Origin of the sequence: Novosphingobium sp. SG707 (genome assembly GCF_012275515.1) — a bacterium.
Taxonomy (GTDB): domain Bacteria; phylum Pseudomonadota; class Alphaproteobacteria; order Sphingomonadales; family Sphingomonadaceae; genus Novosphingobium.
The window spans coordinates 215318-241839 of record NZ_JAAZQL010000006.1 but is presented as its reverse complement, the minus strand read 5'-3'; the positions used below and the strand labels follow the sequence as shown (position 1 = coordinate 241839).

The 26522-nt window shown below is 64.5% G+C and carries 24 protein-coding genes, 1 tRNA gene and 1 pseudogene; 11 read left to right on the top strand and 15 right to left on the bottom strand.

Annotation, left to right across the window (positions count from 1 at the left end):
* The first annotated feature begins 9 nt into the window (after positions 1 to 9).
* Complete coding sequence (locus FHW92_RS17835; protein WP_168604620.1) at positions 10 to 1803, top strand: ATP-binding cassette domain-containing protein; 1794 nt, start codon at positions 10 to 12, stop codon at positions 1801 to 1803.
* Between the two features lie 27 nt (positions 1804 to 1830).
* Here the strand turns inward: FHW92_RS17835 and FHW92_RS17830 are convergent, their stop codons facing one another.
* Positions 1831 to 2304 carry a DUF6456 domain-containing protein gene (locus tag FHW92_RS17830; protein ID WP_168604619.1) on the bottom strand — a complete coding sequence of 158 codons (474 nt, stop codon included), beginning with the start codon at positions 2302 to 2304 and terminating at the stop codon, positions 1831 to 1833.
* A gap of 108 nt (positions 2305 to 2412) precedes the next feature.
* Here FHW92_RS17830 and FHW92_RS17825 point away from each other — a divergent pair, with 108 nt between their 5' ends.
* Together FHW92_RS17825 and FHW92_RS17820 are read left to right on the top strand one after the other, a co-directional pair.
* Positions 2413 to 2985: a helix-turn-helix transcriptional regulator gene (locus FHW92_RS17825; protein ID WP_168604618.1), complete on the top strand. Its 573-nt coding sequence runs from the start codon at positions 2413 to 2415 to the stop codon at positions 2983 to 2985.
* 13 nt (positions 2986 to 2998) lie between these two features.
* Positions 2999 to 4174 carry a glycosyltransferase gene (locus tag FHW92_RS17820; RefSeq protein WP_168604720.1) on the top strand — a complete coding sequence of 392 codons (1176 nt, stop codon included), beginning with the start codon at positions 2999 to 3001 and terminating at the stop codon, positions 4172 to 4174.
* 189 nt (positions 4175 to 4363) lie between these two features.
* Here FHW92_RS17820 and secF read toward each other — a convergent pair whose 3' ends face one another.
* The 3 genes from secF to yajC all read right to left on the bottom strand — a co-directional run bounded on the left by secF (position 4364) and on the right by yajC (position 7348).
* Entirely contained in the window at positions 4364 to 5320 is a 957-nt protein-coding gene (secF, locus tag FHW92_RS17815; RefSeq protein ID WP_168604617.1) for a protein translocase subunit SecF, read from the bottom strand.
* A gap of 15 nt (positions 5321 to 5335) precedes the next feature.
* Complete coding sequence (secD, locus tag FHW92_RS17810; protein WP_168604616.1) at positions 5336 to 6910, bottom strand: protein translocase subunit SecD; 1575 nt, start codon at positions 6908 to 6910, stop codon at positions 5336 to 5338.
* A gap of 102 nt (positions 6911 to 7012) precedes the next feature.
* A complete protein-coding gene (yajC, locus tag FHW92_RS17805; RefSeq protein WP_349237706.1) occupies positions 7013 to 7348 on the bottom strand; it encodes a preprotein translocase subunit YajC in 336 nt (111 codons plus the stop codon).
* Between the two features lie 297 nt (positions 7349 to 7645).
* On the opposite strand from yajC, the gene FHW92_RS17800 reads away from it, so the two are divergent.
* The 5 genes and pseudogenes from FHW92_RS17800 to accC all read left to right on the top strand — a co-directional run bounded on the left by FHW92_RS17800 (position 7646) and on the right by accC (position 10623).
* A tRNA-Pro gene (locus FHW92_RS17800) sits at positions 7646 to 7722 on the top strand.
* Between the two features lie 167 nt (positions 7723 to 7889).
* Positions 7890 to 8144 (top strand): annotated as a pseudogene (locus FHW92_RS17795) (3TM-type holin); the annotation flags it as partial.
* A gap of 66 nt (positions 8145 to 8210) precedes the next feature.
* On the top strand, positions 8211 to 8645 hold the full coding sequence (gene aroQ / locus FHW92_RS17790; RefSeq protein WP_168604614.1) for a type II 3-dehydroquinate dehydratase: 435 nt from the start codon (positions 8211 to 8213) through the stop codon (positions 8643 to 8645).
* Between the two features lie 120 nt (positions 8646 to 8765).
* The gene (gene accB / locus FHW92_RS17785; RefSeq protein WP_246870245.1) at positions 8766 to 9272 is read left to right on the top strand and encodes an acetyl-CoA carboxylase biotin carboxyl carrier protein; all 507 of its coding nucleotides are present in this window, start codon (positions 8766 to 8768) and stop codon (positions 9270 to 9272) included.
* Positions 9273 to 9279: 7 nt separating this feature from the next.
* The gene (accC, locus tag FHW92_RS17780) at positions 9280 to 10623 is read left to right on the top strand and encodes an acetyl-CoA carboxylase biotin carboxylase subunit (protein WP_168604613.1); all 1344 of its coding nucleotides are present in this window, start codon (positions 9280 to 9282) and stop codon (positions 10621 to 10623) included.
* 276 nt (positions 10624 to 10899) lie between these two features.
* Here the strand turns inward: accC and FHW92_RS17775 are convergent, their stop codons facing one another.
* From FHW92_RS17775 to FHW92_RS17725, 11 genes are read right to left on the bottom strand one after another with little or no spacing between them, the layout of a single operon-like run.
* Positions 10900 to 12018: an aminotransferase class I/II-fold pyridoxal phosphate-dependent enzyme gene (locus FHW92_RS17775; RefSeq protein WP_168604612.1), complete on the bottom strand. Its 1119-nt coding sequence runs from the start codon at positions 12016 to 12018 to the stop codon at positions 10900 to 10902.
* Entirely contained in the window at positions 12015 to 12602 is a 588-nt protein-coding gene (locus FHW92_RS17770) for a TetR/AcrR family transcriptional regulator (protein ID WP_168604611.1), read from the bottom strand. Before FHW92_RS17770 ends, FHW92_RS17775 begins: the two co-directional genes overlap by 4 nt.
* 15 nt (positions 12603 to 12617) lie before the next feature.
* On the bottom strand, positions 12618 to 13349 hold the full coding sequence (locus FHW92_RS17765) for a sulfotransferase (protein ID WP_168604610.1): 732 nt from the start codon (positions 13347 to 13349) through the stop codon (positions 12618 to 12620).
* A complete protein-coding gene (gene virB11 / locus FHW92_RS17760; RefSeq protein ID WP_168604609.1) occupies positions 13346 to 14311 on the bottom strand; it encodes a P-type DNA transfer ATPase VirB11 in 966 nt (321 codons plus the stop codon). The genes FHW92_RS17765 and virB11 overlap by 4 nt, the downstream gene beginning before the upstream one ends.
* On the bottom strand, positions 14308 to 15336 hold the full coding sequence (locus FHW92_RS17755; protein WP_246870244.1) for a TrbI/VirB10 family protein: 1029 nt from the start codon (positions 15334 to 15336) through the stop codon (positions 14308 to 14310). Before FHW92_RS17755 ends, virB11 begins: the two co-directional genes overlap by 4 nt.
* On the bottom strand, positions 15333 to 15995 hold the full coding sequence (locus tag FHW92_RS17750; RefSeq protein WP_210428568.1) for a TrbG/VirB9 family P-type conjugative transfer protein: 663 nt from the start codon (positions 15993 to 15995) through the stop codon (positions 15333 to 15335). Before FHW92_RS17750 ends, FHW92_RS17755 begins: the two co-directional genes overlap by 4 nt.
* Positions 15992 to 16801 (bottom strand): VirB8/TrbF family protein, encoded by an 810-nt coding sequence (locus FHW92_RS17745; protein ID WP_168604607.1) that lies wholly within the window; start codon positions 16799 to 16801, stop codon positions 15992 to 15994. The genes FHW92_RS17750 and FHW92_RS17745 overlap by 4 nt, the downstream gene beginning before the upstream one ends.
* On the bottom strand, positions 16798 to 17946 hold the full coding sequence (locus tag FHW92_RS17740; RefSeq protein ID WP_210428567.1) for a type IV secretion system protein: 1149 nt from the start codon (positions 17944 to 17946) through the stop codon (positions 16798 to 16800). Before FHW92_RS17740 ends, FHW92_RS17745 begins: the two co-directional genes overlap by 4 nt.
* Positions 17943 to 20267, bottom strand: coding sequence for a VirB4 family type IV secretion/conjugal transfer ATPase (locus FHW92_RS17735; RefSeq protein WP_168604605.1), 2325 nt, complete (start codon positions 20265 to 20267; stop codon positions 17943 to 17945). The genes FHW92_RS17740 and FHW92_RS17735 overlap by 4 nt, the downstream gene beginning before the upstream one ends.
* Positions 20246 to 20554, bottom strand: coding sequence for a VirB3 family type IV secretion system protein (locus FHW92_RS17730; protein WP_168604604.1), 309 nt, complete (start codon positions 20552 to 20554; stop codon positions 20246 to 20248). Before FHW92_RS17730 ends, FHW92_RS17735 begins: the two co-directional genes overlap by 22 nt.
* The gene (locus tag FHW92_RS17725; RefSeq protein ID WP_282599797.1) at positions 20551 to 20880 is read right to left on the bottom strand and encodes a TrbC/VirB2 family protein; all 330 of its coding nucleotides are present in this window, start codon (positions 20878 to 20880) and stop codon (positions 20551 to 20553) included. Before FHW92_RS17725 ends, FHW92_RS17730 begins: the two co-directional genes overlap by 4 nt.
* Before the next feature lie 277 nt (positions 20881 to 21157).
* Between FHW92_RS17725 and purC the strand changes: the two genes are divergently transcribed.
* The 3 genes from purC (at position 21158) to FHW92_RS17710 (ending at position 26508) form a co-directional block, all read left to right on the top strand.
* Entirely contained in the window at positions 21158 to 21937 is a 780-nt protein-coding gene (gene purC / locus FHW92_RS17720) for a phosphoribosylaminoimidazolesuccinocarboxamide synthase (protein WP_168604603.1), read from the top strand.
* Positions 21938 to 22169: 232 nt separating this feature from the next.
* A complete protein-coding gene (locus FHW92_RS17715; RefSeq protein WP_168604602.1) occupies positions 22170 to 25157 on the top strand; it encodes an insulinase family protein in 2988 nt (995 codons plus the stop codon).
* A gap of 160 nt (positions 25158 to 25317) precedes the next feature.
* Positions 25318 to 26508, top strand: a complete 1191-nt coding sequence (locus FHW92_RS17710) for an efflux RND transporter periplasmic adaptor subunit (protein ID WP_168604601.1) — start codon at positions 25318 to 25320, stop codon at positions 26506 to 26508.
* The last annotated feature ends 14 nt before the right edge of the window (positions 26509 to 26522 follow it).

The window sequence follows — 26522 nt, the reverse complement described above, 5'->3', positions numbered from 1 at the left end:
CGCGCGGCCATGGCAGTTGCACCTATTCTCAGCTGGGAAGGACTGAGCCTGATCCAGGGATCGGGCTGGCTTTTTCGCGACCTCGACATTTTCATCGCCCCGCGCGATCGGCTTGCGCTGATCGGGCGCAATGGCGCGGGCAAGACCACCTTGCTGCGCCTGATCGCGGGCACGCTGGATGCGGACAAGGGCAAGCGTTCGATCCAACCGGGCACCAAGGTCGTGGTGCTGGAGCAGGACCCGGATTTCGGCGGTTGCCCGCGCCTGCTCGATTATTGCCTGAAGGGGCCGGACGCCCCGCCCCAGCATGAGGTCGAATCCATCGCCAGCCAGTTGGGCATCGACCTGAACCGCGAGGCCGCCAGCGCCTCGGGCGGCGAGCGTCGCCGGGCGGCGATCTGCCGCGCTCTGGCCAGCGAGCCGGACCTGCTGCTGCTGGACGAGCCGACCAACCATATGGATCTGGCCGCGATCGACTGGCTGGAAAGCTGGTTGCAGCGCTATACCGGCGCCTTTGTGGTCATCAGCCATGACCGCACCTTTTTGACGCGGCTGACGCGGGCGACGCTGTGGCTGGATCGCGGATCGCTGCGGCGGCGCGAGGTCGGCTTTGGCGGCTATGAGGCGTGGGAAGAGGAAGTTTACGCCAACGAGGCGCGCGCGGCCGAAAAGCTGGACGCCAAGCTGAAGTTGGAAACGCACTGGCTTTCACGCGGGGTCACGGCGCGGCGCAAGCGCAATCAGGGGCGTCTGGAAAAGCTTTATCAGATGCGGGCACAGCGGGCGTCCATGCTCAGCCCCCAGGGCGCGGCCAAAATGAAACTGGCCAGTGACGATGTTAAAACCAAATCGGTGATCGTGGCCGAGGGCGTGTCGAAGAAATTCGGCGACCGCACGATCATCCGCGACTTTAACCTGCGCATCCAGCGTGGCGACCGGATCGGCCTTGTCGGGGGCAATGGCGCGGGCAAGACGACCTTGCTCAAAATGCTGACCGGGGAATTGGAGCCCGACACCGGCACGGTCAAGCTGGCGCAGACACTCTCGGGCGTGATGATCGACCAGCAGCGCAGCCTGTTAAGCCCTGAAAAGCGCATCCGTGATGTGCTGGCAGAGGGCGGCGACTGGGTGGATGTGCGCGGTGAGAAGAAGCATGTTCAGGGCTATCTCAAGGACTTCCTGTTCGACCCGGGCCTGATCGAGGCGCGGGTGGGTACGCTGTCGGGCGGGGAGCGGTCGCGGCTTTTGCTGGCGCGCGAATTTGCGCGGACTTCCAATCTGTTGGTGCTGGACGAACCGACCAACGATCTTGATCTGGAAACGCTCGACCTGCTGCAGGAAGTGATCGCCGATTACGACGGCACGGTGCTGATCGTATCGCATGACCGCGACTTTCTGGATCGCACCTGCACGGTCACACTGGGGCTGGACGGATCGGGGCGGGTCGATATCGTCGCGGGCGGCTATGCCGATTGGGAAAAGCAGCGCCAGCAGCGCAATGCTCCGGCGGCCAAAAAGGCGGCTGTGGCCGACAAGAGCGAGGCCGCGCCCGTGGTCATGCCCGTGCGCAATAAGGTCAAGCTGAGCTATAAGGACCAGCGCGATTACGACCTCCTGCCCGCCCGGATCGAAGCGCTGGACGGCGAGATTGCCAAGCTGGAGGCGGCGCTGGCGGATGGGGACCTCTATACGCAGAACCCGGCCCGCTTTGCGCAATTGACGGCGGCACTGGACAAGGCCCGCGCGGAAAAGGATGCCTCCGAGGAGCGCTGGCTGGAATTGGCGGAGATGGTGGAGGGGTAAGAAGCGGGAGGCATAATGCCGCCCCCCTCACTCGATCCGATAAAACTCCGCCACCCGATCAAGCGCCAGCTTCAGCACCAGCTTTCCCGAGCGCGCCGGCCATTCGAGCGATTTTTCGGCAACCGGCAGACTCTCACCCGCGCAGACCACGCGCCAGAGGATATCGGCCAGCCCTTTTCCGGCCACGGCCAGTGCGCCGTCGAAGCGGGCCTTGGCGGCGATCTGGCGCTCTGTGGGATTGAGATCGCGGTCGTGGCGGCTGCCCCGAGTGGCCACAGGCTCCCAACGCATCGACATATTCGGGGCCAATTGCGCCGTTTCCCAATCGGCGCGCAGCCGCTCGCCCGCATCATATTCGCGATCGGTCAGATGGCCGCGCGCGTGGAGCCATGTCAGGGGCGATTCGCACAAATTAACCGTCACGCTGCGCCCCAATCGGCGAGGTTTTCCGCGTCCAGGCCCCTCTGCGGTTAATTCCCGTTCGACAAGTTGCCGATTCATAGTAGTATCCCCTTAGGTTTCTTCTGCCATTCCTTGCAAAGAGTTTGCCAAGCCGGGCAAATTGTAGGAAAGTGAAAAAACCGGATTGGTTCGAGGGGTCGGCTAGTCATGATTAACCGTATACGTGATATTCGCAGACAAAAGGGCATGACGCTGGCAGATGTGGCCGCGCGCTGCTCACCGCCCACAACGGCGCAGACGATTGGCAGGCTGGAAACCGGCACGCGCAATCTCTCGCTCATCTGGATGAACCGGATTGCGCTTGCGCTTGAGGTGGATCCGGAGCTTCTGGTGCGCGGGGATACGGCCGAACAGGCCAAAATGGTCGCTCGCCTGACCGATGTCGGGGCCGAGGCCTTGACCACGCCGCGAGATGCCATCCTGCCTTCCGAACTGGTGGGCGAAGGCACGCAGATGGCCATGTCGGTGGAAACCGGCGCGGGTGACTATCGCAGCGGCGATCAGATCTGGTTACGCCAGATGCAGCCGGAAAGTTTCTCCAAGCTGGTTAACCGCGATGTGCTCGCGCCGCGTCCAGGCGGCCGATTCGTTTTCGGCCGCCTTATCGACCGCGACGAGCATCGCATCGCGCTGCTGCCTCCCGGCATCGGCCATCGCCAGTTGGTGATCGACAGCCCGCCATGGCTGGCCGTTGCCGAAATGTTAGTGAGGAAGCTGTAATCACCCGCGCATGATGCGCGTCCTCTCCCTATCCACCCTGTTCCCCTCGCCCGTTCGCGGGGGGTTCGGCAAATTCGTCGCCAATCAAATGGCGGCGCTTCAACGGCTGGGCGGGGTTGATCTGACCATGATCAACCCAGTCGGCCTGCCCCCTTTTCCGCTCAGCCTGCGCCGGCCCTATCGGGATTGGGCGCGATGCCCTGCGCAATCGCAATTGGGCGGGCTGACGGTGCTCCATCCGCGCTTCACGCTGATTCCCATGATCGGCGGTGATGGCAATCCGAACCGGATCGCCCGCGCCGTGCTGCCATTGGTGCGGCGGCTTCATGCGGAAAAGCCGTTCGATCTGGTCGATGCGCAATTCTTCTTTCCCGATGGCCCCGCCGCCGCGATCATCGCGCGTGAACTGGGTCTGCCGCTGACGATCAAGGCGCGCGGGTCGGACATCCACTATTGGGGCGGTCGACCGGCGGCGCTGGCACAGATGCTGGCTGCGGCGGATCAAGCATCTGCGCTGCTGACCGTTTCCAGCGCTTTGGGGCGCGATATGGTGGCGCTGGGCATGGATCAGGCCAAGCTGCGCGTGCATTACACCGGGCTGGATCGCGGGCGCTTCAAGCCCATCCTGCGCAAGGATGCTCGCAACGCCCTCCCCGAAAGGCTTGGTCTGACAATACCCGATGGCGCGCCGCTGCTGGTTTGCCCCGGCGCGCTGATCGGCATCAAGGGTCAGGCACTGGCCATCGCCGCGCTGGCCGATCTGCCCGATGCGCATCTGGCGCTGGCCGGGACCGGGCCGGACGAGGCCGCCCTGCGCCAACAGGCCGCGCCCTTTGGCCCGCGCGTTCATTTCCTTGGACAGGTCAGCCATGACGCCCTGCCCCTGCTGATGAGCGCGGCCGATGCCGTCATCCTGCCCTCCGAGCGCGAGGGGCTGGCCAATGTCTGGATCGAGGCGCTGGCCTGCGGGGCGCCCTTGGTCATCCCCGATATTGGCGGCGCGCGTGAAGTCGTCACCTCTCCCATGGCGGGCCGGATTGCGGAGCGCAGTCCTCAGGCCATTGCGGCAGCAGTGGCCGACGTGCTGGCCGCGCCGATGGAACAGGCCGATGTGGCCGCGCAGGTGGCGGGTTTTAGCTGGGAGGCCAATGCGGAGAGGCTGAAGGAAATTTGGCAGGAAGCAAGGTAGCCTCCGGCGGGCAAAGGGTCTCGACCCTTTGCAATCCCATGACTGGGTGGAGTAAAATCCCAAAGCTCACCGCGCCGCTGGCCATAAAATAAAAGCGGCTTCGCCGCATAAAGCAACGAAGCCGCCCAAAACCTATTAACGGGATTGCCAAGGGACAAGTCCCTTGGCCCGCCGGAGACAACCTAGACCTTAAGGCGCCTCATCCTTCGCCCCTTCACCCGGCACAAAGCTGGTCGGGTTGACCTTGAGCCAGATCAGCATGGGCGCTGCGGCATAGATCGAGGAATAGGTGCACACGAAGATCCCGAGGATCAGCGCCGCCGAGAAACCAAAGATCACCTTCGGCCCCAGCAGCAGCAGCGCAATCAGCGTGATCAGCATCGTGCCCGAGGTCACCACCGTACGCGCCAGCGTTTCATTCACCGACAGGTCGAGCAATTCCTCCAGCGGCATCTTGCGATACTTCTTCAGATTCTCGCGGATGCGGTCATAGACCACGATCGTGTCGTTGAGCGAATAGCCGATCACCGTCAGGATCGCCGCCACGATGGTCAGGTCGAACTCCATCTGCGTGACCGCAAACAGGCCCAGCACCAGCGAGACGTCATGCACAAGGCTCACCAGCGCGCCGACGCCGAACTGCCATTCAAAGCGATACCAGATGAAGATCGAGATCGCGAGGCTGGCAAAACCCAGCGCCTTGAACGCGGTCCAGCCCAGTTCCTTCGAGACCTTGCCCGACACCGAATCGACGCCATCGACGCGCGCATCGGCGTGGTTCTGCTTGATGTTGGCGGTGATTTTCTTGGCCATGGCATCGGCCAGAGCCGCATCCTTGTCCGACCCTTCGGGCAGGCGCAGGCGGATCGAGATCTCGTTGGGCTTGCCAAAGGTCTGGATGATCGGCTCGCCATAACCCAGCGTCTCGACCTCGCTGCGCAATTGCGCGATCGGTGCGGTCGGGCTTTGCGTAAAGGTCACGCGGATCATCTGGCCGCCCACAAAGTCCACGCCCATGTTCAGCCCATGGGTGAACATCAGCGTCCAACTGCCCAGCATCAGCAGGACAGAGATGATCGTGGTCGGCCACTGCCACTTCAAAAAGTGGAGATTGGTGTTGTCAGGGACGAGTTTAAGCAAACGCATGGAAATTCACCCCTATCAGATATGCAGGTCGGACGGGCGCGCGCGGCGCAGCCAGCCCGCCACCCACATGCGGGTGAGGAAAACGGCGGTGAACACCGAGGTCGCGATACCGATCATCAGCACCACGGCAAAACCCTTGATCGGGCCGGAGCCGAATTCGAACATCAGCACAGCGGCGATGATGTGGGTAATGTTGGCGTCAAAGATGGTGCGGCTCGCTTCCTTGTAGCCCAGCTCGACCGATTGCACGACCTTGCGCCCGCGCCGCCGCTCTTCGCGGATGCGCTCGTTGATCAGCACGTTGGCGTCGACCGCCGCGCCGATGGTCAGCACGAAACCGGCAATGCCGGGCAGCGTCAGTGTGGTGTTGAACACCGCCATGATGCCCAGAATCATCAGCACGTTGATGATGACCGCCGTGTTGGCATAGATACCGAAGCGGCCGTAGGTGACAGCCATGAAGATCACCACCAGCGCGGTGCCCACCACCATGGCGATCATGCCCTTGTGGATCGAATCGGCGCCAAGGTCGGGGCCGACCGTGCGTTCCTCAACCACCTTCAGGTCCACCGGCAGCGCGCCCGAACGCAGCGCAATCGCCAGTTGGTTCGCGCTTTCCACGGTAAAGCTGCCCGAAATCTGGGCGCTGCCGCCCATGATCGGCTCGTTGATGTTGGGGGCCGAGAGCACCTTGCCGTCCAGAATGATGGCGAAAGGCTTGCCGACATTCTGGCTGGTCAGGCGGGCGAATTGTTCGCCGCCCTGATTGTCGAAGGTAATCGAGACGACCGCCTCATTGTGCTGGCTGAAGCTCTGCGTGGCATTGGTCAGGCGGTCGCCCTTGATGCCGCCCAGACGCTTGACCGCAATCGCGCCCTGCCCATTGGCAAAGGGCACGATTTCATCGCCGGGGGCCGCAACGCCACCCGCCATGCCGTTCTGATCGACCAGCTTGAATTCCAGCTTGGCGGTCTGGCCCAGCAGGGCCTTCAACGCGGCCGGATCCGACAGGCCGGGCACCTGCACCACGATGCGGTCGGCGCCCTGACGGATGATGGTCGGCTCGCGCGTGCCCATGGCGTCGATACGCTTGCGCACCACCTCGGTGGCGGTTTCCATCGCCTTGTCGATCGCGTCGGCGATGCCTTCCTTGGTCGGCGTCAGCACGAAGCGGGTGGTGTCGACCACCTGAATATCCCAGTCGCGCTTGCCTGAAAGCCCCGCGCCATTGGTCAGCGGCACCAGCACTTCGCGAGCGGCGTCCACTTCGGCGGCGCTGGCCACCATGAAGGAGAGCACGCCGCCCTTGGTGGAAATGTCGCCGTAATGCACATTGCCGGCCTTCTTCAGGGCGGCGCGCACTTCTTCTTCCTTGCCTTCAAGGCGCTGCGAAACCACCTGATCGGCATTGGCTTCGAGCAACAGGTGGCTGCCGCCGGCAAGGTCGAGGCCAAGGTTGATCTTGGGATTGGGCAGCGAGGAGGGCCAGTTGCCCCCGGCCCATGACACTATCGAAGGCACGGCGGCGGCCACGCAAAGCAGCGTAAGCGCCCAGTACCAAAGCTGTTTCCAGCGGGGAAAATCGAGCATGGGTTCATCCGGCTCTAGAAATGAAAAGCGGCCCGAAAAGGGGCCAAGGCAGCGCACATAAGAACGCCCCACAGCCGGTTCAAGCTGGGGGCGTCTATGTCATCAGTCGTTGGCGGGCTTGCCCGTGCCGGGCACGACCACGTCCGAAATGGTTGCCCGCACGGCGCGCACGCGCGTGTTGGGGGCGATTTCCAGTTCGAGGTAGTCGTCGTCGGCCTTGACCACCTTGGCCAGCAGGCCACCGCCGGTAATTACCATGTCATTCTTCTTGATCCCTTCCAGCTTGGCCTTCTGGGCCTTTTGCTGGGCCATCTGCGGGCGCAGGAACAGGAACCACATGACAATGCCCATCAGCACCAGCGGCAGGAATTGCAGCCAAGCGGGGGGCTGGCCACCGGCGGCGGCGGCGGAAAGAAGCGAAAGCGTTTGGATCGACACGGGAAAACACCCTTGCGCAGGAATAACAGGAACCGGATCTGGCCGATCAGGCAGGATAAATCCGCCTTCTCGCGCCTCCCCCGAAGTGACCGTGCGCCTAGCAGCTTATCCGGATCATATCAATGTGACGGGGCATGGGCGTGCGTAATGCCCGAAATGCCTGGGTTTTGACCCAAGCCCTGATCAGCAAGGTAAAAAAATTGCCAGAAAAATGCAAAAAGATGATTGCCATGCCGAAAAAGCCCTCCTATAGGCGCGCCTCCGGCAGGGCAACGCCCCATCGGAAACAACCAAGGTCGGGACGTAGCGCAGCCTGGTAGCGCATCACACTGGGGGTGTGGGGGTCGGAGGTTCGAATCCTCTCGTCCCGACCAATTGGTTTCAAAAAGGCGATTGCCCAAGCGGCGGTCGCCTTTTTTGTTGCCCGATTTCCTACGTAAACCGATTTGGTTATTTCATTCTCCCCAACAGGAGAACCCCCATGCCCGAATCAGCCGATCCGCCCGCCAATGGCCTGCCCGAGCTTGAACCGGCCCAGATCGAAGCCGCCTGCCCCGACCGCTATGTCAGCCGGGCGCGGCCCAGCTTTCTCTATCTTATGTACGGCATGATCCTGCTCAGCCTGCCGATGGGCCTGCTCTCGGCGATCAGCGCGCCGGTGGCGGCGGCCATCAGCAATGGCGTCAAGCTTTGGCTCAACAGCCTGCCCGATGGGCTCTACGCTTTGTTCGGCACCGGTTATCTGGGTTATACCGCCGCGCGCCAATGGGGCAAAGTGGCCGGAACGGATCGCTGAACCTTGCCCGCTCGACGCGACATTGTATGACGCCTGCAACGCAAACAGTTTCAGGCAGGCTTTTCCATGGCAACGACCATTTTCGTCCTCAACGGCCCCAATCTCAATCTGCTCGGTACGCGCGAGCCGCAGATTTACGGCCATGACACGCTGGCCGATATTGACGCCAGCCTGGCCAAGCGGGCGGCCGAACTGGGCGTTGCCGTGGATTGCCGCCAGTCGAACCACGAAGGCGATCTGATCGACTGGCTGCACGAGGCCCGCGCCACCGGCGCCAAGGCGGTACTGTTGAACGCAGGCGGGTATACGCATACGTCGGTCGCGCTGCATGACGCGATCAAGGCCATTCAACTGCCCGTGATCGAGGTCCATCTCTCCAATCCCCACACGCGCGAGGAATTCCGCCATAAAAGCTATATCGGCATGGCCGCCAAGGGCACCATCGCCGGTTTTGGCGCGAAATCCTATCTGATCGCGCTGGATGCGGCGGTTATCCTGTAAAATCGCCCGGAATATGGCCCTGCGGGTGGCTTGCCTTTGGTAAACGCCCGGTTTCCCCTTGCCTGATAACGGCCGTAGGGATAGGGGCCAAGCCTGATAAACCATCGCCAAGGGGATTTCATGGGCGACAAAACTGAAACGGGCCGCGACATCCAATCCGGCATGAACGTCGATGCAGCGCTGGTGCGCGAGCTGGCGGTTCTGCTGGGCGATACGGGCCTGACCGAAATCGAAGTGGCCGATGGCGGCCGCAAAATCCGCGTCGCGCGCAACGTCACCGTTGCTGCGGCGGCTCCGGCCTATGCGCCCGCGCTGCCTATGGCGCCCGCCGCCGCGCCGGTTGCGGCGGCTGCGCCTGCCGCTGCGGTCCCGGCTGCTCCTGCCGTGGTTGAAGGCACGCAGGTCAAATCGCCGATGGTCGGCACTGCCTATCTGGCGCCCGAACCCGGCGCGCCCGATTTCATCTCCATCGGCAAGACTGTCAAGGCGGGCGACACCCTGCTGATCGTGGAAGCGATGAAGGTGATGAACCCGATCACCGCCCCTGTGGCTGGCACGATCAAGGCGATCAGCATCGAAAACGGGCAGCCGGTCGAATTTGACCAGCCGCTGGTTGTGATCGGCTGATAGAATTATGGCCATCAAACGCATCCTGATCGCCAATCGCGGCGAAATCGCTCTGCGCATCCATCGCGCGGCGCGGGAAATGGGCATCGAAACGGTGGCTGTGCATTCGACGGCGGATGCCGATGCGATGCATGTGCGGCTGGCCGACCATGCGGTCTGCATCGGCCCGCCCGCGGCCAAGGACAGCTATCTGAACGTGGCGGCGATCATCAGCGCGGCGGAAATCACCGGCGCCGATGCGATCCACCCGGGCTATGGCTTCCTTTCGGAGAACGCCCGCTTTGCCGAAATCGTCGAGGCGCATGGCCTGATCTGGATCGGGCCCAAGCCTGAACATATCCGCACGATGGGCGACAAGGTCGAGGCCAAGCGCACCGCTGGCGCGCTGGGTCTGCCGCTGGTGCCGGGTTCTGACGGCGCGGTCTCGGAGATCGAGGACGCCAAGCTGATCGCGGAAGATGTCGGCTATCCGGTCATCATCAAGGCGGCCAGTGGTGGCGGCGGTCGCGGCATGAAGGTCTGCACCGGGCCGGACGAGCTCGAAACGCTGATGCAGCAGGCAGGCAGCGAGGCCAAGGCCGCCTTTGGCGACGCAACGGTCTATATCGAGAAGTACCTCGGCAACCCGCGCCACATCGAATTCCAGGTGTTTGGCGACGGCAATGGCAATGCCATCCATCTGGGCGAACGTGACTGCTCGCTGCAGCGCCGCCACCAGAAGGTGCTGGAAGAAGCCCCCTCGCCGGTGATCGGCGCGGAGGAACGCGAACGCATGGGTGGTATCGTGTCCAAGGCGATGGCCGACATGGGCTATCGCGGCGCGGGCACGATCGAATTCCTCTGGGAAAACGGTGAGTTCTACTTCATCGAGATGAACACCCGCCTTCAGGTGGAGCATCCCGTTACCGAAGCGATCACCGGCGTCGACCTCGTGCGCGAACAGATCCGCATTGCCGATGGCCTGCCGCTCTCGGTGCGTCAGGAAGAGCTGGAATTCCGTGGCCATGCCATCGAATGCCGCATCAACGCCGAGGATCCCTTCACCTTCGCTCCCTCGCCGGGGCTGGTGGAGAATTTCCACGCGGCGGGCGGCCTGCATGTGCGCGTCGATAGCGGGCTTTACGCCGGTTATCGCATCCCGCCCTACTACGATTCGATGATCGCTAAGCTGATCGTTTATGGCCGCACCCGCGAGGGCGCGATCCTTCGCCTCAAGCGCGCGCTTGAGGAAATGGCGATCACGGGGCCGAAAACGAACATCCCGCTCCATCAGGCGCTGCTGGACGTGGATGATTTCAAGACCGGCAATTACACGATCAAGTGGCTTGAGGAATGGCTGGCTAAGCGCTGATATTCCTTGAGTTATCGGAGAAGAGGCCGGTGGGGAGGAGACTTCTCGCCGGTCTTTTTTGTTGAGGTTTAGGTGCCTCCGGCGGGCAAAGGGTCTCGACCCTTTGCAATCCCATGACTGTCTTCGTTGCGCCACGGGTTCAACCTTGCGAGAGATTGCCGCGCCGCAGGCTTTTAAACCGCTTCGCGGAAAATAGCACCACACCCGCAAACCAAGCGCCAAATTAAAGGGATTGCAAAGGGCCCCCGCCCTTTGCCCGCCGGAGGCATCCTTACCCTAAACAAACCCCGCCCTAAACCCGGCCAACCTCTCCACCGCCTGATCCAGCGTCTCCCCTCGCTTGGCATGACACAGCCGCAGATAGCCCCGCTCCGGCCGATCCGCATAGAAGGCCGACACCGGGATCGACCCCACGCCCGCCTCACGGACCAAGCGCTGAGCCAAAGCCTCATCCTGCGTGGGCAGACCTGAAGCCGCCAGATCGACCGTCACAAACCACGTCCCCACACAGGGCAACACGCAGAACCCGGCCTGCGACAGCCCGCTCACCAGCCGCGCCTTGCTCGCGACATAGCGGGCGCGATGCGCGGCAAACCAGGCCTCGCCCAGCGCCAGCCCTTCGGCCACGGCCCATTGCAGCGGGGTGGGGGTGGTAAAGGTGATGAACTGATGACTGGCCGCAACGCGCTCGGCCAATTCGGGCGCGGCCACCGCCCAACCGATCTTCCACCCGGTCAGCGAGAAGATCTTGCCCGCCGACCCGACCTTGACCGACCGGTCCCGCAGCGAGGGAATATCCAGCACCGAAAGCGACTTGCTGCCATCCAGCACCGTCGCCTCCCACACCTCATCCGACAGCACATAAATCCCATGCCGCTGCGCCAGAGCGCCGATCCCCTCCAGCGTCGCGCGATCCAGCACAGTGCCGGTGGGATTGTTGGGCGTGTTGAGGATAATCAGCCGCGTCCGCTCGGTAATCGCGTCCGCCAGTTCGTCGAGATCAAGGCTCCACGCCGGAGGCCGCAGATTGACCAGCCGCGCCACGCCCCCCGCCCGCGCCACCAGCGGCAAATAGGCGTCATATAAGGGTTGAACGCAGATCACCTCGTCACCGGGCCGCACCAGCGCCAGAATCGCGCTGGCCAGCGCCTCGGTCGCACCGGAAGTCACGATCACCTCCGCCGACGAAACGCCATACAATCCCGCCACCGCCCCGCGCAATTCGGGCAGGCCGCGCATCGGCGGATACTGATTGCTGCGTTCCACCAAGGCCCGCTGGGCCGCGCCGATCACCTCGGGCGGCTCCGCCATATCCGGAAATCCCTGCCCCAGATTGATCGCGCCCAGCTCGCGGCAAAGCCCCGACATCACTTCAAAAATCGTCGTCTGGCTCATAAATCCCCCAGGGCGTGCAGCGCAAAGCGGCGAAACTGCATCAGCCTATCATCCCGGCTCTCACGCCCCTCGCGCCTTGCATCGCGCGGCGGCACATCCAGCGCAGCGGCCGTCACAAACCGAATCCGCCAGCCCAGCGTCGCCTCATCCACCCCCGGCAGTGCGGCGGCCAATCGCGCCTTCACCTGCGCCACGCCATCGGCAAACATCGCCCATATCTCGTCATGCAGCGCAGGCGCAGCGCGCGAAAAAATCTCGTCCAAAACCACTATGGCGCGATAATCCCCGCTCATCGCCGCCTGCGCCCATAGGGGCTGGATCAGCGCATCGACGCTGGCCTCAAACCCCTCGCCGCGCGCCAGCCAGTCGGTTCGAGCATCGGCAATCATCGCCCCATTGCGCAGCGCCAGTTCGCGCAGCAACCCGTCCGTGCCGCCAAAATGATAACGTATCAGCGCCGAATTGGCCCCCGCCGCCCCGGCAATCCGTCTCACGGAAAGCGCATGGACACCCTCGCCCACAACAAGCGTTTCGGCCGCCAGCAAAAGGCGTGCGCGGGTTTGGGCTGGCGTATCCTCGGTCATATCGGGCCAGCCCTATCAAACCGCGCGCGCCCCGCCAATCCCGGTCAACCGTTCAAACAACACCCGATCATGGGCCAGCCTCTTCATAATATAGGCCCGATCCGCCGCGTCCGGCGGGGCCGGATAATCCATCTGGGCCCGCGCATTACGCCGCAAAGGCTCCACCGCGCCAAACGGCGACACCCCGGCAAAAGCCGCCACGCGCGCCAACACGCCCTTATGATCGCGCGCCAGTTCCGCGCTTTCGATGAACAGCAATTGCCGCCGGGAAAACAACGCCATCGCCCGTGCCACCTGCATCCCATAGGCGCTGCGCTCGATATAAGAGTGATGGCGCAAGCCCACCTCTCCCGCCGCGATCCGGCTGCGTTCTTCGCGGATGGCGCAGGCAAAGGGCATGGCCTCATCCGCGCGCGCATATTCCATGCACCATTGCGACCATGCCCGCTCCACCGGATCGCGCCTCAGAAAAATCAGCCGCGCCGCCGGATTATAGGCCGCAATCCGCTCCATCGCGCCAGGCCAGAAGCCATAGATCGGCGTGGCATCGACGCGCATCCCCGGCCCGACAAACCGCGCCTCATAGGCGGCATAGTCGGGCCGCGCCCAATCGACGCCTTCATCGTCGAAAAAATGCAACTCCTTGGGCCCAGCGCAAATTTCGGGATGCTGCGCCAGATAGGCATGCAGGCTGGTGGTCCCGCATTTCTGCCCTCCCGCAATGAACAGACCTACACGACCCGTCACGCCGCACCTCGCGTGGTGATGATCCGGCTGACCCGCCGCACGCCATCGCGCCGCTCCAACTGCACCACCACATCGACTACTGATCGCGCATAATCCACAATATCCCCCCGCCCCAGACCCAGCCCGGCCTGCAACACGATCAGCGCCAATTGCTCGATCGCGCCCTCCGGGCTGTCGGCATGGATCGTGGTCATCGAACCGGGATGACCGGTGTTGACCGCGCGCAGGAAACTGTAGGCTTCCCGCCCCCGCAACTCGCCCAGCATGATCCGGTCGGGCCGCATCCGCAGCGATGCCTGCAACAGATCCTCCCCCCCCACCTGCGCCTCACCCATCGCGCCGCGCACCGCCAGCAGGCCCACCGCATTGGCATGGGGCACACTCAGCTCCGCCGTATCCTCGATCGTCACCAACCTTTCCCCATGCGGGATCTCGCGGATCAGGGCATTGAGCAGCGTCGTCTTGCCGCTCGACGTCCCCCCCGAAATCAGGATATTGCGCCGTTCGCGCACCATCGCGGCCAGATAATCGCCCATCCCCTGCCCATCCCCCGGCGCGGGTACAGGCGCAGACGGCGCCATCCCCTGCCGAAACTGCGCTCCGTCAAACATCCCCTGCGCGCCCAGATCGTCCAGCCCCAGATCGGCCACCACATGCTTGCGGATCGCCATCGCCATCCCTTCGCGCGCGGCGGGCGGGGCCACCACCTGAACCCGCGCACCATCGGGCAGTGTGGCAGCCATCAGCGGATGCTCGCGGCTGATGCCTTGATGGCTGATCCCGGCCACACCCCGCGCGATCAGCCACAGCCGCACCTCGTCCACCTCGGGCATGGCATGGCGCTCCATCCCTCCACCCATCCGCTCCACCCAGATTTCACCGGGCCGGTTGACGAAAATATCGGTCACATCCCCCTGCGCCAGAAAGGGCGCGAAAGGCGCCAGCCATGCCGTCAGCATCATCGCACCCCCGGCGTTCCGGCAAAATCGAGATCATGCGCCACCAGCACTGCGATCACCGCCCCCTCGCTCACCTTCACCGTGGCGGGGCGATTGACCGAGGGCACCAATTGCTGCCCCAGACTTTGCCCCGCCCCGCCCAGATAGACCGAGGTGCCGCCCCGACTGACCTCCGCCGTCGCGACATTGACGCCCAGCGTCAGCGCCGATTGCAGCACCGCGCTGCCCAGCCTTTCGATCGCATGGGTATCCACCCGCCCCGCAATCCCGGCCCCGCCCATCGCATCACTGGCGGGCGAGGCAATGCGGATCGCCACCCCATCAGGCCGGATCAAGCGGTTCCACAAGACCATCACCCGCCGCTTGCCCGGGCTATTGTCGGCCTTGAACTCACCGATCAACCGGCTGCCGCGCGGGATCAGCACGCGCGTCCCGTCAAACCCGCGCACATCGGCGCTGATGATGGCACGGGCCAAGCCGGGCCGGTCGGAATTGAGCGGCGTTTCCAGCGTGGCGGCCATGATCGTCCCTTGCGGGATCGTGCTGGCCCGGCTGCGGATCAGAGTGGCATGGGCGGTGTCATCGACCGGCGCGGAACCTTCAGGCTTTGCGCCCTGAACCGCCGCCCCCATGCCCGCCGTATTGTCGATCACCAGCGCGGATTCGCGATTGGCCGCCGGACGCGGCGGCGCAGACGGCGCATAGGCTGGCGAGGTAAAAGCCGCCGCAGGAGGCATATAGGCCACCGGCGGCGGAGGTGGCGGGAGCGAGGGCGCTGTCCGACGCAACACCACCGGATGCGCCACCACAACCGGCGCCCGATCAACCGGCAGCACCAGCGGCGGCGGCACGCTCAGCATGACCTGCGCCTGCGGCTCGGGCGGCACCTTCCTCTGCCCCTGCATCCAGACGAACAGGCCCAGCCCCAGCGCGCCCGCCACCCCCAGCATCACCGGAAAGGGCAGCATATCGCGCGGCGGGGCCACTTTCGGGCGAATATCGCGCCCTGTCATCGGGTGGTCGCTCATGGCACGATCCTCCGCCCCTCGGCCCGCGCATGGCCCGCGATGAAGGTCAGCCGCGCATAGACCCCCTCGACCACATAGAACCCATCGCGCATCGCGCCATTGACCAGCGCCCGCCCCCCTGCTCCCACGCCATAGACCGCAGGCATCGCCGCCCCCTCGGCCCAGCGCATCCGCGTCACCGCACCATCATCGCCAATTTCCACCGGCCAGAGCGCCTGATCCCCGCCCAGCCGATAGCGCCCCACAACCACCGGCCCCGCCGCCACCGGCACGGGATAGGTAAAGCTCAGGAGATAGGGCTGAACCCCTTCGCCCGGCGCCGCGCCATAAAGGGTGAAATTATAGGCCCGCGCATCGCTCAACACCGTCAAATTGGTCGTCGGCGCATAGCCAACCGGCTTGATAATCAGACTGTCGGCCCGCTTGTTGGTCTGCACCACCCATCCCGCGCCATCGCCCAGCGTCACCGTCTCTATCCGCTCATCCGCGCCGAACCGCACCGTCAGCGCAAAGCCATTGGCCACACGCAGCGCCACCACCTCGTCCGGATCATAGGCCACCGTCTGCACATGCGGATCGCCGCCGCCCGCGCGCGGCGTGATCTCGGCTACGGCGGGCGTGCCCCCCATCAGGGCAAGGGCGAGCAGCAGGCGCATCATGGCTCTCCTCCGCCCGGCTGCACGATCTGGGGCGCCCGGTGAGGATTGCGGAAAGGATAGGGGCGCGGCTGCGGCGCATCAGGCGCAACCTCTCGCACGGCTTCCGCTGGGGCCACGGGGCGCGGCGCGGCGGGCACGGCGACAGGCGCGGCTGGAGGCGCCTCCTGATCCCGGCGATAGGCGGTCACCTGAAAGCCCAGCGGGTTGATCATCCGATCCTCCATCCGCTGCGGCGCGCCGGAAAAGCGGTAATGCACCAGCGCCACCCAGTAATCGCGCCCCTCCGGCCTCTCCGCCCAATAGCGCACCATCGCCTGACCGGCGCCCATCGGCGTCACGCTCTCCACGCCCACATGCACCACCTTGGCGCGGCCATAGAGGCTGATCGGCCCCTGCGGATTGCCCGCCTGCATCAACGCCAGATAGTCGCGCCGCGCCGCGTCGGCCGACCACAGGGCAACCTTGCGATACTGCTCCTCGACCGTGGCGGCATCATAGCCTTCGCGCGCGATAACATATTGCACCAGCAGCGATTGCGTCAGCGCCGCGTCCGGGCGAACCGTCTGGGGATGGATGCCCTCCAGCGTCTGGGTAAAACCGGTGTGGCTGTCGACCAGCAGCGTGTAGGGCACCACGGTTTTCAACGGAGTCAGCGCGATAATGGCCAGCGCCTCCAGCCCCGCCACGCCCACCGCGACGCCCGCCACGATCCACGCCCGCCGCGCCGAGCGGGCATAGGCCGTATCACGCTGCCGCGCCCAACTGTCGGCCTGTTGATAATAGGCGATCCTCGTTTCCTCGCTCATGCCGCCCCGTTCCCGTTTCGCGCATCCCGCCGGCGCGCGGCGCCGGAGATCCGGCCCATCCGCCGCGCTGCCGCGCCGCCCGTTTGGCCCAAAGGTACCCATGCGGCGTTCGCCCGCTCGCTGTTTCGTTCAATGTGCATTTCCTCGCGGCACAGGCTGCGCATGGCGGCCTGCGCAATATGTTGCGCGCGAGTGGTGCTGTTGGTCTGCCGGGTCCGGTACGAACCGGTCGTCTGCGCTGATACTGCTGCGTAGAAGGGAGACGAAACCACCCGCTCCTCACGCCTCACGCCTTCGGGCAAACGGATCGCAAAGGCCGCCCGCATCACCCCCAGCGCCACCGCCCCCAGCAAAACCGCAAACAACCCCGCCCCCGAGGCGATCCGCCCCGCTATCGCATTGGCCCCATCGCCCCCCAAGGCGCCGAGCAACCCCGCCACCTGTGGCCCGATCACCGCCAGTTCCAGCCCGAGCACCATCGCCCCCGCCACCGCCGCCAGCATCGCTCCTGCAACGGCCCGCACCCAGCCCACAAACAGCCCCTGCGCGCCCACCAGCAGCAGCGCGCCCACAAACAGCGGCCCCAGCCCCAGCAGCAGCGCGATCACCAAACGCGGCGCCATCAGCCCCGCCAGCGCCGCCCCCGTCAGCCAGCCACTGGCCCATGCCACTTGGCCACGCGCCTCGCTCGACAAGACATGGCCGCCCTGTTGCACCTTGTCCTCGGCGGTCTGGGCCGCATCCATGCGCAGGGCCTCGTCCAGATCGCCTGCGATTCCATCAAACCGCGCCGCAAGACCATAACGCGCACCATCCGCGCCGATCACCGAAAGAGCGAGGCTCTCCGGCCCCTCGATCCCCACGCGATAGGCCACCGCCTCCCACGCGGGCCATTGCGTGGTCAGCGCCAGCACCACCCCGATGCGCAGCGCCAGCATCAGCCCGTCGCGCCCGCGCGCCTGCCCCAGCATCAACCGATAGCCGATCAACGCCACGGCAATCGTCAAAGCGGCAGTTAACCACGCGCTGCCGCCCAACACCCGCCAGCCATCCTGCGCCAGCCCCAGCGCCCGGCAATCGGCCAGCGCCAAAACCCCGCCCACATAAGGCCCGGAAGGATCGAACGCTCCGCAATCGGCCATCATCCATCCCCCAACAGGCGCGGCAGCCAGCAGGCCGGATCATCCCCCACCTCAGCCCGGATGGCATCAAGCCGCCGCACATGCGCCTCACGCCCCGACAGCACCGTCAGCCAGCGCGCCCCGCCATTGAGCGCAAGGCGCAGGACCACACTCTCCCCGCCCTGTTTCACCAGAAAGCATCGCGCCGCATCGGGCATCGCGCGCACCAGTTCGAACTCATGCAGGGTCAGGCCAAAGCCATCGACATAATCCACCGCCCGCGCCTTGGGGTTGGCGGTGAAGATCTGGGTCGCCGTCTGCTCGACGATCGCCCCCGCGATCCGGCTGGCCAAGGCATCCTCGGCATTTTGCGTGACAAAGCCCAGAATGCCGCCCCGCTTGCGAATGGTTTTCAGCCAGTCGCGCAGCCGCCCGGCAAAGATGTCATCATCCAGCGCCTTCCATCCTTCATCCACAACGATGATCGCGGGCATGCCGTCCAGCTTGGCGTCCACCAAATGAAACAGCGCCATCATCAACGGCGTGCGCAGCACCGGATGGTCCAGCACCAGCGTCATGTCGATCCCGACCACATCATGCGTCAGATCGAGGCTGTCCGCCCCCTCATTGTCAAACAGCCAGGCATGTTCACCCCCGCCCCACCATGGCCGCAGCCGCGCCGCCAGATCATCGGGCGTGGGCCGCGCCCCCCCGCGCAGCAGCGCCGCAAAATGGCGCAGCCGCCGCAATTCGGGCGGGGCCAGATAGTTGGCCTCCACCGCCGCCCGCATAACCTCCATTTCCGCCGCATCGCGCAGCCCGCCGACAAGGCAGCCCAGCCAGTCGAGCAGAAACGTCCGGTTGCCCGCCGTATCGGGCAGGCGCAGCGGATTGAGGCCGGAGGGCCGGTCGGGCCGCATTGCCTCATAGGCGCCCCCCATCGCGCGGATGAAGATTTCCCCGCTGCGATCCTTGTCAAACAGCACGATGCGCGGGTCAAAGCGGCGCGCCTGTGCAAGGAGGAAATTGGTGATGACGGTCTTGCCGCTACCGCTGGGGCCGATCACGGTGAAATTGCCCAGATCGCCGTCGGCGTGAAAGTTGAAATGGTAAGGCCCCGCCGCCGTGGTTTCAAACAGGGCCACAGCATCGCCCCACGGATTGCCCCGCGCGCGGCCCAGCGGGAAATTATGCCCGCTGGCAAAGGCGGCGAAATTGGCCGATCCGATCAGCGCGCGGCGGGTGATATAGGCAAAATTGCCCGGAAACTGCGCCCAGAAGGCCGGTTCCATCCCCACATCCTCGCGCACCGCCACGATGCCCAGATCGCCCAGCGCCGCCAGCACCTCGGCCACGCCCGCATCGACCTCGCGCTGATCCTCGCCCATGATCTGCACGCTCAGGTGGTGTTCGCCAAAACCGGCGCGCCCTGCCGCCACTTCATCCTTGGCCTGCGTCAGTTCCTCACGCAGGCTGATCGCCTCATCATCGGCGGCGCGCATCCGGCGCAGCGCGCGGTTCATCCGACCAAGGCTCTCCCCCCGGTCCACAAAGGCAAAACTCTGGCTGATGCTCATCGCACAGGGCAGGCGCAGCAAATCGTCGAGCATCCCCGCCGTGGTCTGCCCCGGATAGTCCTTGATCGAAACCATCGCGCCAAAACCATGCCCGATTTGCAGCGTATCCTGACCAAAGGAGACGCGGGCGCGAGGCAGATGATGGCCGACATCGCCATGGGGCAGCAGCATCGGCGCCATATCGCCATGAAACAACGCGCCCAGAAATTCGAGGAGCTCGCTGCACACGCCATGGCCCGCGTCATAGGCCCCCAGCCGCCGCGCGCCATAGGGGGCAAGCGCGGCCAGCACCTGTTCCACCGCCGCCTCCAGCGCGCGACGTTCCCCCGCCATCTCCGCCCCCTGCGCCCGGCTCCACAGGCGCCGCACTCGCGCCGGGCGGCGGATGACGGTGATGAACAAGTCATTGGCATAGAGCCGCCGCGCCGCCAGCCTTTCGCGCCATGCCTCGTCCAGCCCCGCGCTGAAGGCATCAGGGAAAGCGCCCCCCAGCTCAGGCTCCACCCGGCGACGCAGGATATGGTGATAGAGAGCAAAGCGCGAGGAGCCGATCGCCCGCAGCATCGCCTCACGCATGTCCTTGCGATAGTTCAGCGTATCGCCATCGGCGGTTTCAAACATCAGCCCGTCGATGCGGATCACCTGCATCAGCGCCCCGTCGCGCAGCGCCAGCGTGGCATCATCGACCATATGCGAATAAGGCAGATGCGCGCCTGCCGCCGCCTCTCCGGCGTAATCGGGGGCCTTTACGGCCGATAGGAATTGCATTGCCAGAACCGGTAATGCCGCACGCGCGGACAGCGCATGGCGCGGACCATCCAGAGATCGAACCGACGCGGTTCATGCAAACAGGCCAGCGCCCCCAGCCCATGCACCCCCAAGGCCAACGCCACCACCCATGCCGAGCGCAGCAGCAGGAACGCCTCGGTCGAGACAACCAGATTGAGCACGAAAAACGACCATGTGACGCCCGCGAACATCTGGGGCCGGGTCAGCCCCACAAACAGCGTATCGCGCGCCAGAGGGGCCGAGGATGGCGCGGAACGTCCGTTCATTGCCCCATCCCCGCCGCCGATTGAATGCCCGCCACGATGCTGGCCGCGCCGAACAGAACGAAGCATCCAAGGATGACGCTCGCCCCGTATCGCCAGTTGATCCGTCCGGTCAGCATCATCATGCCCACCACCGCCACGGCCACCACCGCCGCCACCGTGGCCACCGAGCCCATCAGCGTGCCTTGGACCCAGCGCAGCGCGCCCACAATGGGGCCGGAGCCCGCCGGGTCCACCCCGCCATAGGTTTGCGCCCAAAGCGGCGCGGCCCAAAGCGCCATCAAAAGCCCGGCCATCCGGCGATAATAGGGGATCAGATCCTGTTTCATGCCCCGAGGCTAAAAACGGGCCGCCCCCCGCGCAACGCGGATTGTATCGGTTTTCAATCCGATTTTTTACCTAAAAGCATCAGCCCTATCGTTCAATCTCGACAAAGCGTGTCGGACAAAGGTTGATGCCGGGGCCTGCTTCGGCTAAAGGCCCGCCCTTTCCCGGAGTCCGGCGGTATTGTCGCCGAATTTTTCCGCATTCCGGGGCTTGCCTTTTGGCGGCGCTGGGCGCCAAAGGCATGTATCGCCGATCCAGTCAGGAATTAGGGGAAAGCCCATGTCGCGTCGCCGTCAGATCTATGAAGGCAAGGCCAAGATCCTTTACGAGGGTCCTGAGCCGGGCACGATCATCCAGTATTTCAAGGATGATGCCACCGCTTTCAACGCGCTCAAAAAGGGCACGATCAACGGCAAGGGCGTGATCAACAATCGCATCAGCGAATATGTGTTCACCCGCCTGAACCATATCGGCATCCCGACCCACTTTATCCGCCGTCTCAACATGCGCGAACAACTGGTGCGCCAGTGCGAGATCGTGCCGATCGAGGTGGTGGTGCGCAATGTGGCCGCAGGTTCGATTTCCAAGCGTCTGGGCATCCCCGAGGGTGAGCCGCTGCCCCACACGCTGATCGAATATTACTACAAGGACGATGCGCTGGGCGATCCGATGATCGCCGAAGAGCACATCGCCTGCTTCGGCTGGGCCAGCAATGAGGAAATGCAGGACATTTCCAGCATGGCCATCCGCATCAACGATTTCATGTGCGGCATGTTTGCGGCGATCAACATCCGTCTGATCGACTTCAAGCTCGAATTCGGCCGTATCTGGGATGGCGATTACAGCCGTGTGATCCTGGCCGATGAAATCAGCCCCGACGGTTGCCGCCTGTGGGACATGAATTCGGGCGAGAAGCTGGACAAGGACCGCTTCCGTCAGGATCTGGGCGGCGAGGAAGAAGCCTATCAGGAAGTCGCGCGCCGTCTTGGCCTGCTCGACAATGAAGGACCGAGCGAGGTTCTCGACCTGAACCACCATCGCAAGCTGCGCGGCAAGTAAGCCGGCGGCTTTCGGGTCTGAACAAAGGGAGCGCTCCACACCGGGGCGCCCCTTTTTGTATGCGGCCAATCCTGTGAGTTGGGTCCGGCCTGGATCTCGTATCCGCAATTATCCGGTTGCGCCATAAACGCTTCGATAACGGATAAAACTGGCCGATGCGGTTCCTGCGCCCGGAGGATCCGGCGACAATTGTCCGCTTCCCCTGCGCGGCTTTCGCCCTTACTCTGAGGCCATGAAGCCGCTTCGTACTTCGTTTGCCCCTGCCGCCCTATTCGGAGCCGCCCTGTTCGGACTGGTTGCCGCCCCGCTGTGGGCGCGTCCGGCGCCTTTGCCGCAACATGGCGTGGCGCATCGCGCCATCGCCGCCAATATCGGCACATGGCCGTTTCAAAAGAGCGATATTGCCCCCGACCCGGCCTATCGCTTTGGCCAGTTGCCCAACGGCATGCGCTATATCCTGCGCCACAATGAAACGCCCAAGGGCGAAATCGCGGTGCGGATGCGCTTTGATGTCGGCTCGCTGGACGAGGGCGAGCAGGAGCGCGGCTTTGCCCATTTCGTCGAACATATGGCGTTTCAGGGCAGCACCCATGTCGCGCAGGGCGAGATGGTGCGCCTGCTAGAACGCAAGGGGCTGGCCTTTGGCGCGCATACCAACGCCTTTACCACCTATGAAACGACGACTTATCATTTAGACCTGCCGCGCAACACGCCCGATCTGATCGACACGGCCCTGATGCTGATGCGCGAAACGGCGGGCGAACTGACCATCTCGCCCGAGAGCGTGAGCAATGAGCGCGGCGTGATCCTGTCGGAAAAGCGCGACCGCAATAACTGGCAATATCGCGAGGCGCAGGACCGCTACGCCTTTGTCGATCCCAAATCGCGCTATCTGCAACGCAGCCCCATCGGCACCGAGGAAACGCTGGGCGGAGCCACGGCCGAAGCGCTGCGCGCGTTCTGGCGCCGTAATTATGTGCCGGAAAAGGCCGTGCTGGTGATGGTGGGCGATTTCGATGTCGCCGCGGTCGAGGCCGAGATCCGCTCCCGTTTTGGCGACTGGGCACCATCGCCCGCCGCGCCGCAACCTTCGGCGGGGCCGATTGACGGGGCCGATGCGGGGCGCAATTCGATCTATCTCGACCCTTCGCTGTCCGAACATATCACCATCACCCGGCGCAGCGCATGGCGCGACGAGCCCGACACATGGGCCAACCGACGCAAAGGTCTGGCCGGCACGGTGGGCTATGCCATCATCAACCGGCGGCTGCAGAAATTGTCGCGGCGGCTCGATCCGCCCTTCCGCGCGGCGCAATTCGGTACGAATGACATTTTCCACGCCGGGCGCGATACGGCGATCAATGTCGATTCGATCGACGGACGCTGGCGCCGCGCGCTGACCGCCGCGACCACCGAGGTGCGCCGCGCGATCGAGCAGGGCTTTACTCAGCGCGAGATCGACGAGCAGGTAGCGGTGCTGACCAGCCTTGCCGAAACGGCGGCGGCGCGCGAGGAAACGCAGGGCAGCGTGGCGCTGGCCAATGCGGCGTTGGGGATGCTGCGCGGAGGGGCGATCCCGTCCGATCCGAACGCCAACCTGGCCTTCATCAAGGCGCAGACCCCCGGTCTGACGCCCGAGCGCGTGCTGGCTGCCGTCAAGGCCGATATGGCTGAACTCGACAATCCGCTGATCCGTTTTACCGGACGGCGCGCGCCCGATGGCGGGGCCGACGCCATCCGCACGGCGTGGAACGAGGCATCCACCACCCCCCTGCCCACGATCATGGAGCCGCCGCCCGCCCCCTTTGCCTATACCGATTTCGGCGCGCCGGGCCGCGTGGTTGAGGACAAGCGCGAGCCCTATTTCGGCATCCGCGAGATCCGTTTTGCCAATGGCGTCCGGCTGAACCTGAAGCGCACCACACTTTCGCGGCAATCGGTGCTGGTGCATATGGCGATTGATGGCGGACAGATGCTGGCCACCAGCGGCAATCCGCTGGCCGTGGAAATGACCGCGATGATGGGCACGGGGGGCCTTGGCAAACATACGCTGGACGAGATGCAGTCGCTGACCGCAGGCCATCTGGTCAGCCTTGGCCTGACCGCCACGGGCGACAGTTTCAACGCATCGGCGGGGACACGGCCCAAGGATCTCCTGCTCCAGCTTCAGATGATGGCCGCGCTGATCACCGATCCGGGCTATCGGCAGGAGGGCGAGAATATCTTTCACCAGAACGCCAACACGATGTTCCTGCGCCTGCGCGCCACGCCGAGCAGCGCGTTGCAGAGCGCCATCGGCGGCATTCTGTCGGACAATGACCCGCGCTTTACGCTGCAGCCCGTCACCGCTTATCGCGGCCTGACCTTTGCCAAGCTGAAGGCCGATATCAGCGAGCGCCTGCAGCATGGGGCCATCGAGATCGGTCTTGTCGGCGATCTGGACGAGGAGGCCGCGATTGCCGATGTGGCGCGCACCTTTGGCGCGCTGCCCCCGCGCGAGGCCGAGTTTCGCCAGTATGATGACCAGCGCAAACGGCCCTTTACCAGCCGGAGGGGGGATCGCACTCTGACGCATACCGGGCCTGCGGATCAGGCGCTGATCTATGACGTGTGGCCCACGCGCGATGATCGCGATCCCAATGAAAAGCAGGTGTTCAACATGCTGCAGCGGGTGGTGCGCATCCAGTTGACCGAAACCTTGCGCCAGAAACTGGGCCGTTCCTATTCGCCCAGCGCCAGCAGCGATCTGAGCCGGGTGTGGCGCGATTACGGCACTTTCGCGGTGGCCGCGTCGGTCGATGTGAACAGCGTGGATGTGGCCAAGCAGGCGATTGACGAGGCGGTGGAGGCACTGGTCAAAACACCCCCTTCGGAGGATCTGATGTTGCGCGCGCGTCAGCCCTTGCTGGAAACGATCGACAACACGCTCAACACCAATGGCGGCTGGCTGGGCATCGTCGCGCTGGCCCAGAGCGAGCCCGATCAGATTGAGCGTCAGGTCCATGCGGCGCAAAGGTTGCGCGCCGTAACGCCAGAGGCGGTGCAGGCCGCTGCGCGGCGCTATCTGGCCGCGCGCGATGCGGTGCGGATCACGGTCCTGCCCGCCTCTGCAGCGGCGCCCGAGCCATCCACGGCCCCCAAGGAACCGGCCGCACAGCCGCAAGGGACGACAACGCATGAAAGCGGTTTTGTTTCCCGCAGCGATGCCCCGGCCTCGTGATTTTACCGAATGGCCGTAAAGTGAGCGAAACAGCGTATGCCTTGCGACAAATAATTACCCTTTTTCCGACATTCTGCTCCTTTGGCACCCTTGACGTTTGTGGCCTGTGACCGGAAAGCCGCAAGCTATAGAACGATTGTATCAGTACCGGGGGCCCTCCATGTTTCATAGCCGTCGCCTTGCCTCCCTTGCGGGTGGGCCTGCCATGCTGGCTGTCAGCCTTGCGCTGGCATTGTCCGCGTGTTCGGGCGGCCCGCAACGCGACAAAAAGACCCCGCAGGTCGGCTTTTCACAGGTCACGCTGACCGAGGTTCCGCTCGAAATAGAACTGCCGGGCCGTACCGCCCCCTATCGCCAGGGCCAGGTCCGCCCGCAGGTGTCGGGCGTGCTGATGCGCCGCCTGTTCACCGAAGGCCAACTGGTCCATCAGGGCCAGCCCCTTTATCAGATCGACCCCAGCGTCTATCGCGCCGCCGCCGATCAGGCCGCCGCCAATCTGGTGAGCGCGCAGGCCAGCGCCGAGGCCGCCAAGGTCAAAGCCGACCGCTACAAGCCATTGGCGCAGGATCAGGCCGTGGCCCAGCAGGATTACACTGATGCCGCCGCCGCCGCGCGCACCAGCGCCGCCTCGGTCGCGCAATATCGCGCCGCGCTCAACGCCGCCAAGGTCAACCTGCGCTTTACCACTGTCCCCGCCCCGATCACGGGCCGCATCGGCCGCTCGCTTTATACCGAGGGCGCGCTGGTGACGGCGAACCAGACCGATCCGCTTTCGGTGATTTCGACGCTGGACCCGATCTATGTCGATATTCAGCAGAGCAGCGCCAGCCTGATGAAGCTGCGCAAGGAATTTGCCGATGGCGGCATCAAGGAAGTCGGCAAGGTCAAGCTGATCCTTGAGGACGGCAGCGAATATCCGATCCCGGGCACGCTGGAATTTTCCGAAGTCACGGTCGACACCACCACCGGCACGGTCGCGCTGCGCGCCAAATTCGCCAATCCCGACGGTACGCTGCTGCCCGGCCTGTTTGTCCGCACGCGCGTGTCGCAGGGCAAGCAGAGCAAGGTCGTGCTGGTGCCGCAGGGCGCGCTCAGCCGCGATCCGCGTGGGGGCGCCACGGTGATGGTGCTGGGCGCGGGCAGCAAGGCCGAGATCCGCAAGGTGACCGCCGACCGCACGATCGACGACCAATGGGTGGTGACCGATGGTCTGAAACCGGGCGACAAGCTGATCACGCAAGGCCTTGGCAAGATCCGTCCGGGTCAGGTCGTGGTGGCCGTGCCCGACAGCACGCCGCAGGGCATCAAGGCCCATGACAAGTCCTCAGCCCAAAAGCCCTCCGCAAAGTAAGAGACGGGAAAAAG

What these genes read in the sequence shown, in the direction of transcription:
- FHW92_RS17835 (WP_168604620.1), top strand. Translation starts at nt 10, where the DNA reads ATGGCAGTTGCACCTATTCTCAGCTGGGAAGGACTGAGCCTGATCCAG.
- FHW92_RS17830 (WP_168604619.1), bottom strand. Translation starts at nt 2,304, where the DNA reads ATGAATCGGCAACTTGTCGAACGGGAATTAACCGCAGAGGGGCCTGGA.
- FHW92_RS17825 (WP_168604618.1), top strand. Translation starts at nt 2,413, where the DNA reads ATGATTAACCGTATACGTGATATTCGCAGACAAAAGGGCATGACGCTG.
- FHW92_RS17820 (WP_168604720.1), top strand. Translation starts at nt 2,999, where the DNA reads ATGCGCGTCCTCTCCCTATCCACCCTGTTCCCCTCGCCCGTTCGCGGG.
- secF (WP_168604617.1), bottom strand. Translation starts at nt 5,320, where the DNA reads ATGCGTTTGCTTAAACTCGTCCCTGACAACACCAATCTCCACTTTTTG.
- secD (WP_168604616.1), bottom strand. Translation starts at nt 6,910, where the DNA reads ATGCTCGATTTTCCCCGCTGGAAACAGCTTTGGTACTGGGCGCTTACG.
- aroQ (WP_168604614.1), top strand. Translation starts at nt 8,211, where the DNA reads ATGGCAACGACCATTTTCGTCCTCAACGGCCCCAATCTCAATCTGCTC.
- accB (WP_246870245.1), top strand. Translation starts at nt 8,766, where the DNA reads ATGGGCGACAAAACTGAAACGGGCCGCGACATCCAATCCGGCATGAAC.
- accC (WP_168604613.1), top strand. Translation starts at nt 9,280, where the DNA reads ATGGCCATCAAACGCATCCTGATCGCCAATCGCGGCGAAATCGCTCTG.
- FHW92_RS17775 (WP_168604612.1), bottom strand. Translation starts at nt 12,018, where the DNA reads ATGAGCCAGACGACGATTTTTGAAGTGATGTCGGGGCTTTGCCGCGAG.
- FHW92_RS17770 (WP_168604611.1), bottom strand. Translation starts at nt 12,602, where the DNA reads ATGACCGAGGATACGCCAGCCCAAACCCGCGCACGCCTTTTGCTGGCG.
- virB11 (WP_168604609.1), bottom strand. Translation starts at nt 14,311, where the DNA reads ATGATGCTGACGGCATGGCTGGCGCCTTTCGCGCCCTTTCTGGCGCAG.
- FHW92_RS17755 (WP_246870244.1), bottom strand. Translation starts at nt 15,336, where the DNA reads ATGAGCGACCACCCGATGACAGGGCGCGATATTCGCCCGAAAGTGGCC.
- FHW92_RS17750 (WP_210428568.1), bottom strand. Translation starts at nt 15,995, where the DNA reads ATGATGCGCCTGCTGCTCGCCCTTGCCCTGATGGGGGGCACGCCCGCC.
- FHW92_RS17745 (WP_168604607.1), bottom strand. Translation starts at nt 16,801, where the DNA reads ATGAGCGAGGAAACGAGGATCGCCTATTATCAACAGGCCGACAGTTGG.
- FHW92_RS17740 (WP_210428567.1), bottom strand. Translation starts at nt 17,946, where the DNA reads ATGATGGCCGATTGCGGAGCGTTCGATCCTTCCGGGCCTTATGTGGGC.
- FHW92_RS17735 (WP_168604605.1), bottom strand. Translation starts at nt 20,267, where the DNA reads ATGCAATTCCTATCGGCCGTAAAGGCCCCCGATTACGCCGGAGAGGCG.
- FHW92_RS17730 (WP_168604604.1), bottom strand. Translation starts at nt 20,554, where the DNA reads ATGAACGGACGTTCCGCGCCATCCTCGGCCCCTCTGGCGCGCGATACG.
- FHW92_RS17725 (WP_282599797.1), bottom strand. Translation starts at nt 20,880, where the DNA reads ATGAAACAGGATCTGATCCCCTATTATCGCCGGATGGCCGGGCTTTTG.
- purC (WP_168604603.1), top strand. Translation starts at nt 21,158, where the DNA reads ATGTCGCGTCGCCGTCAGATCTATGAAGGCAAGGCCAAGATCCTTTAC.
- FHW92_RS17715 (WP_168604602.1), top strand. Translation starts at nt 22,170, where the DNA reads ATGAAGCCGCTTCGTACTTCGTTTGCCCCTGCCGCCCTATTCGGAGCC.
- FHW92_RS17710 (WP_168604601.1), top strand. Translation starts at nt 25,318, where the DNA reads ATGTTTCATAGCCGTCGCCTTGCCTCCCTTGCGGGTGGGCCTGCCATG.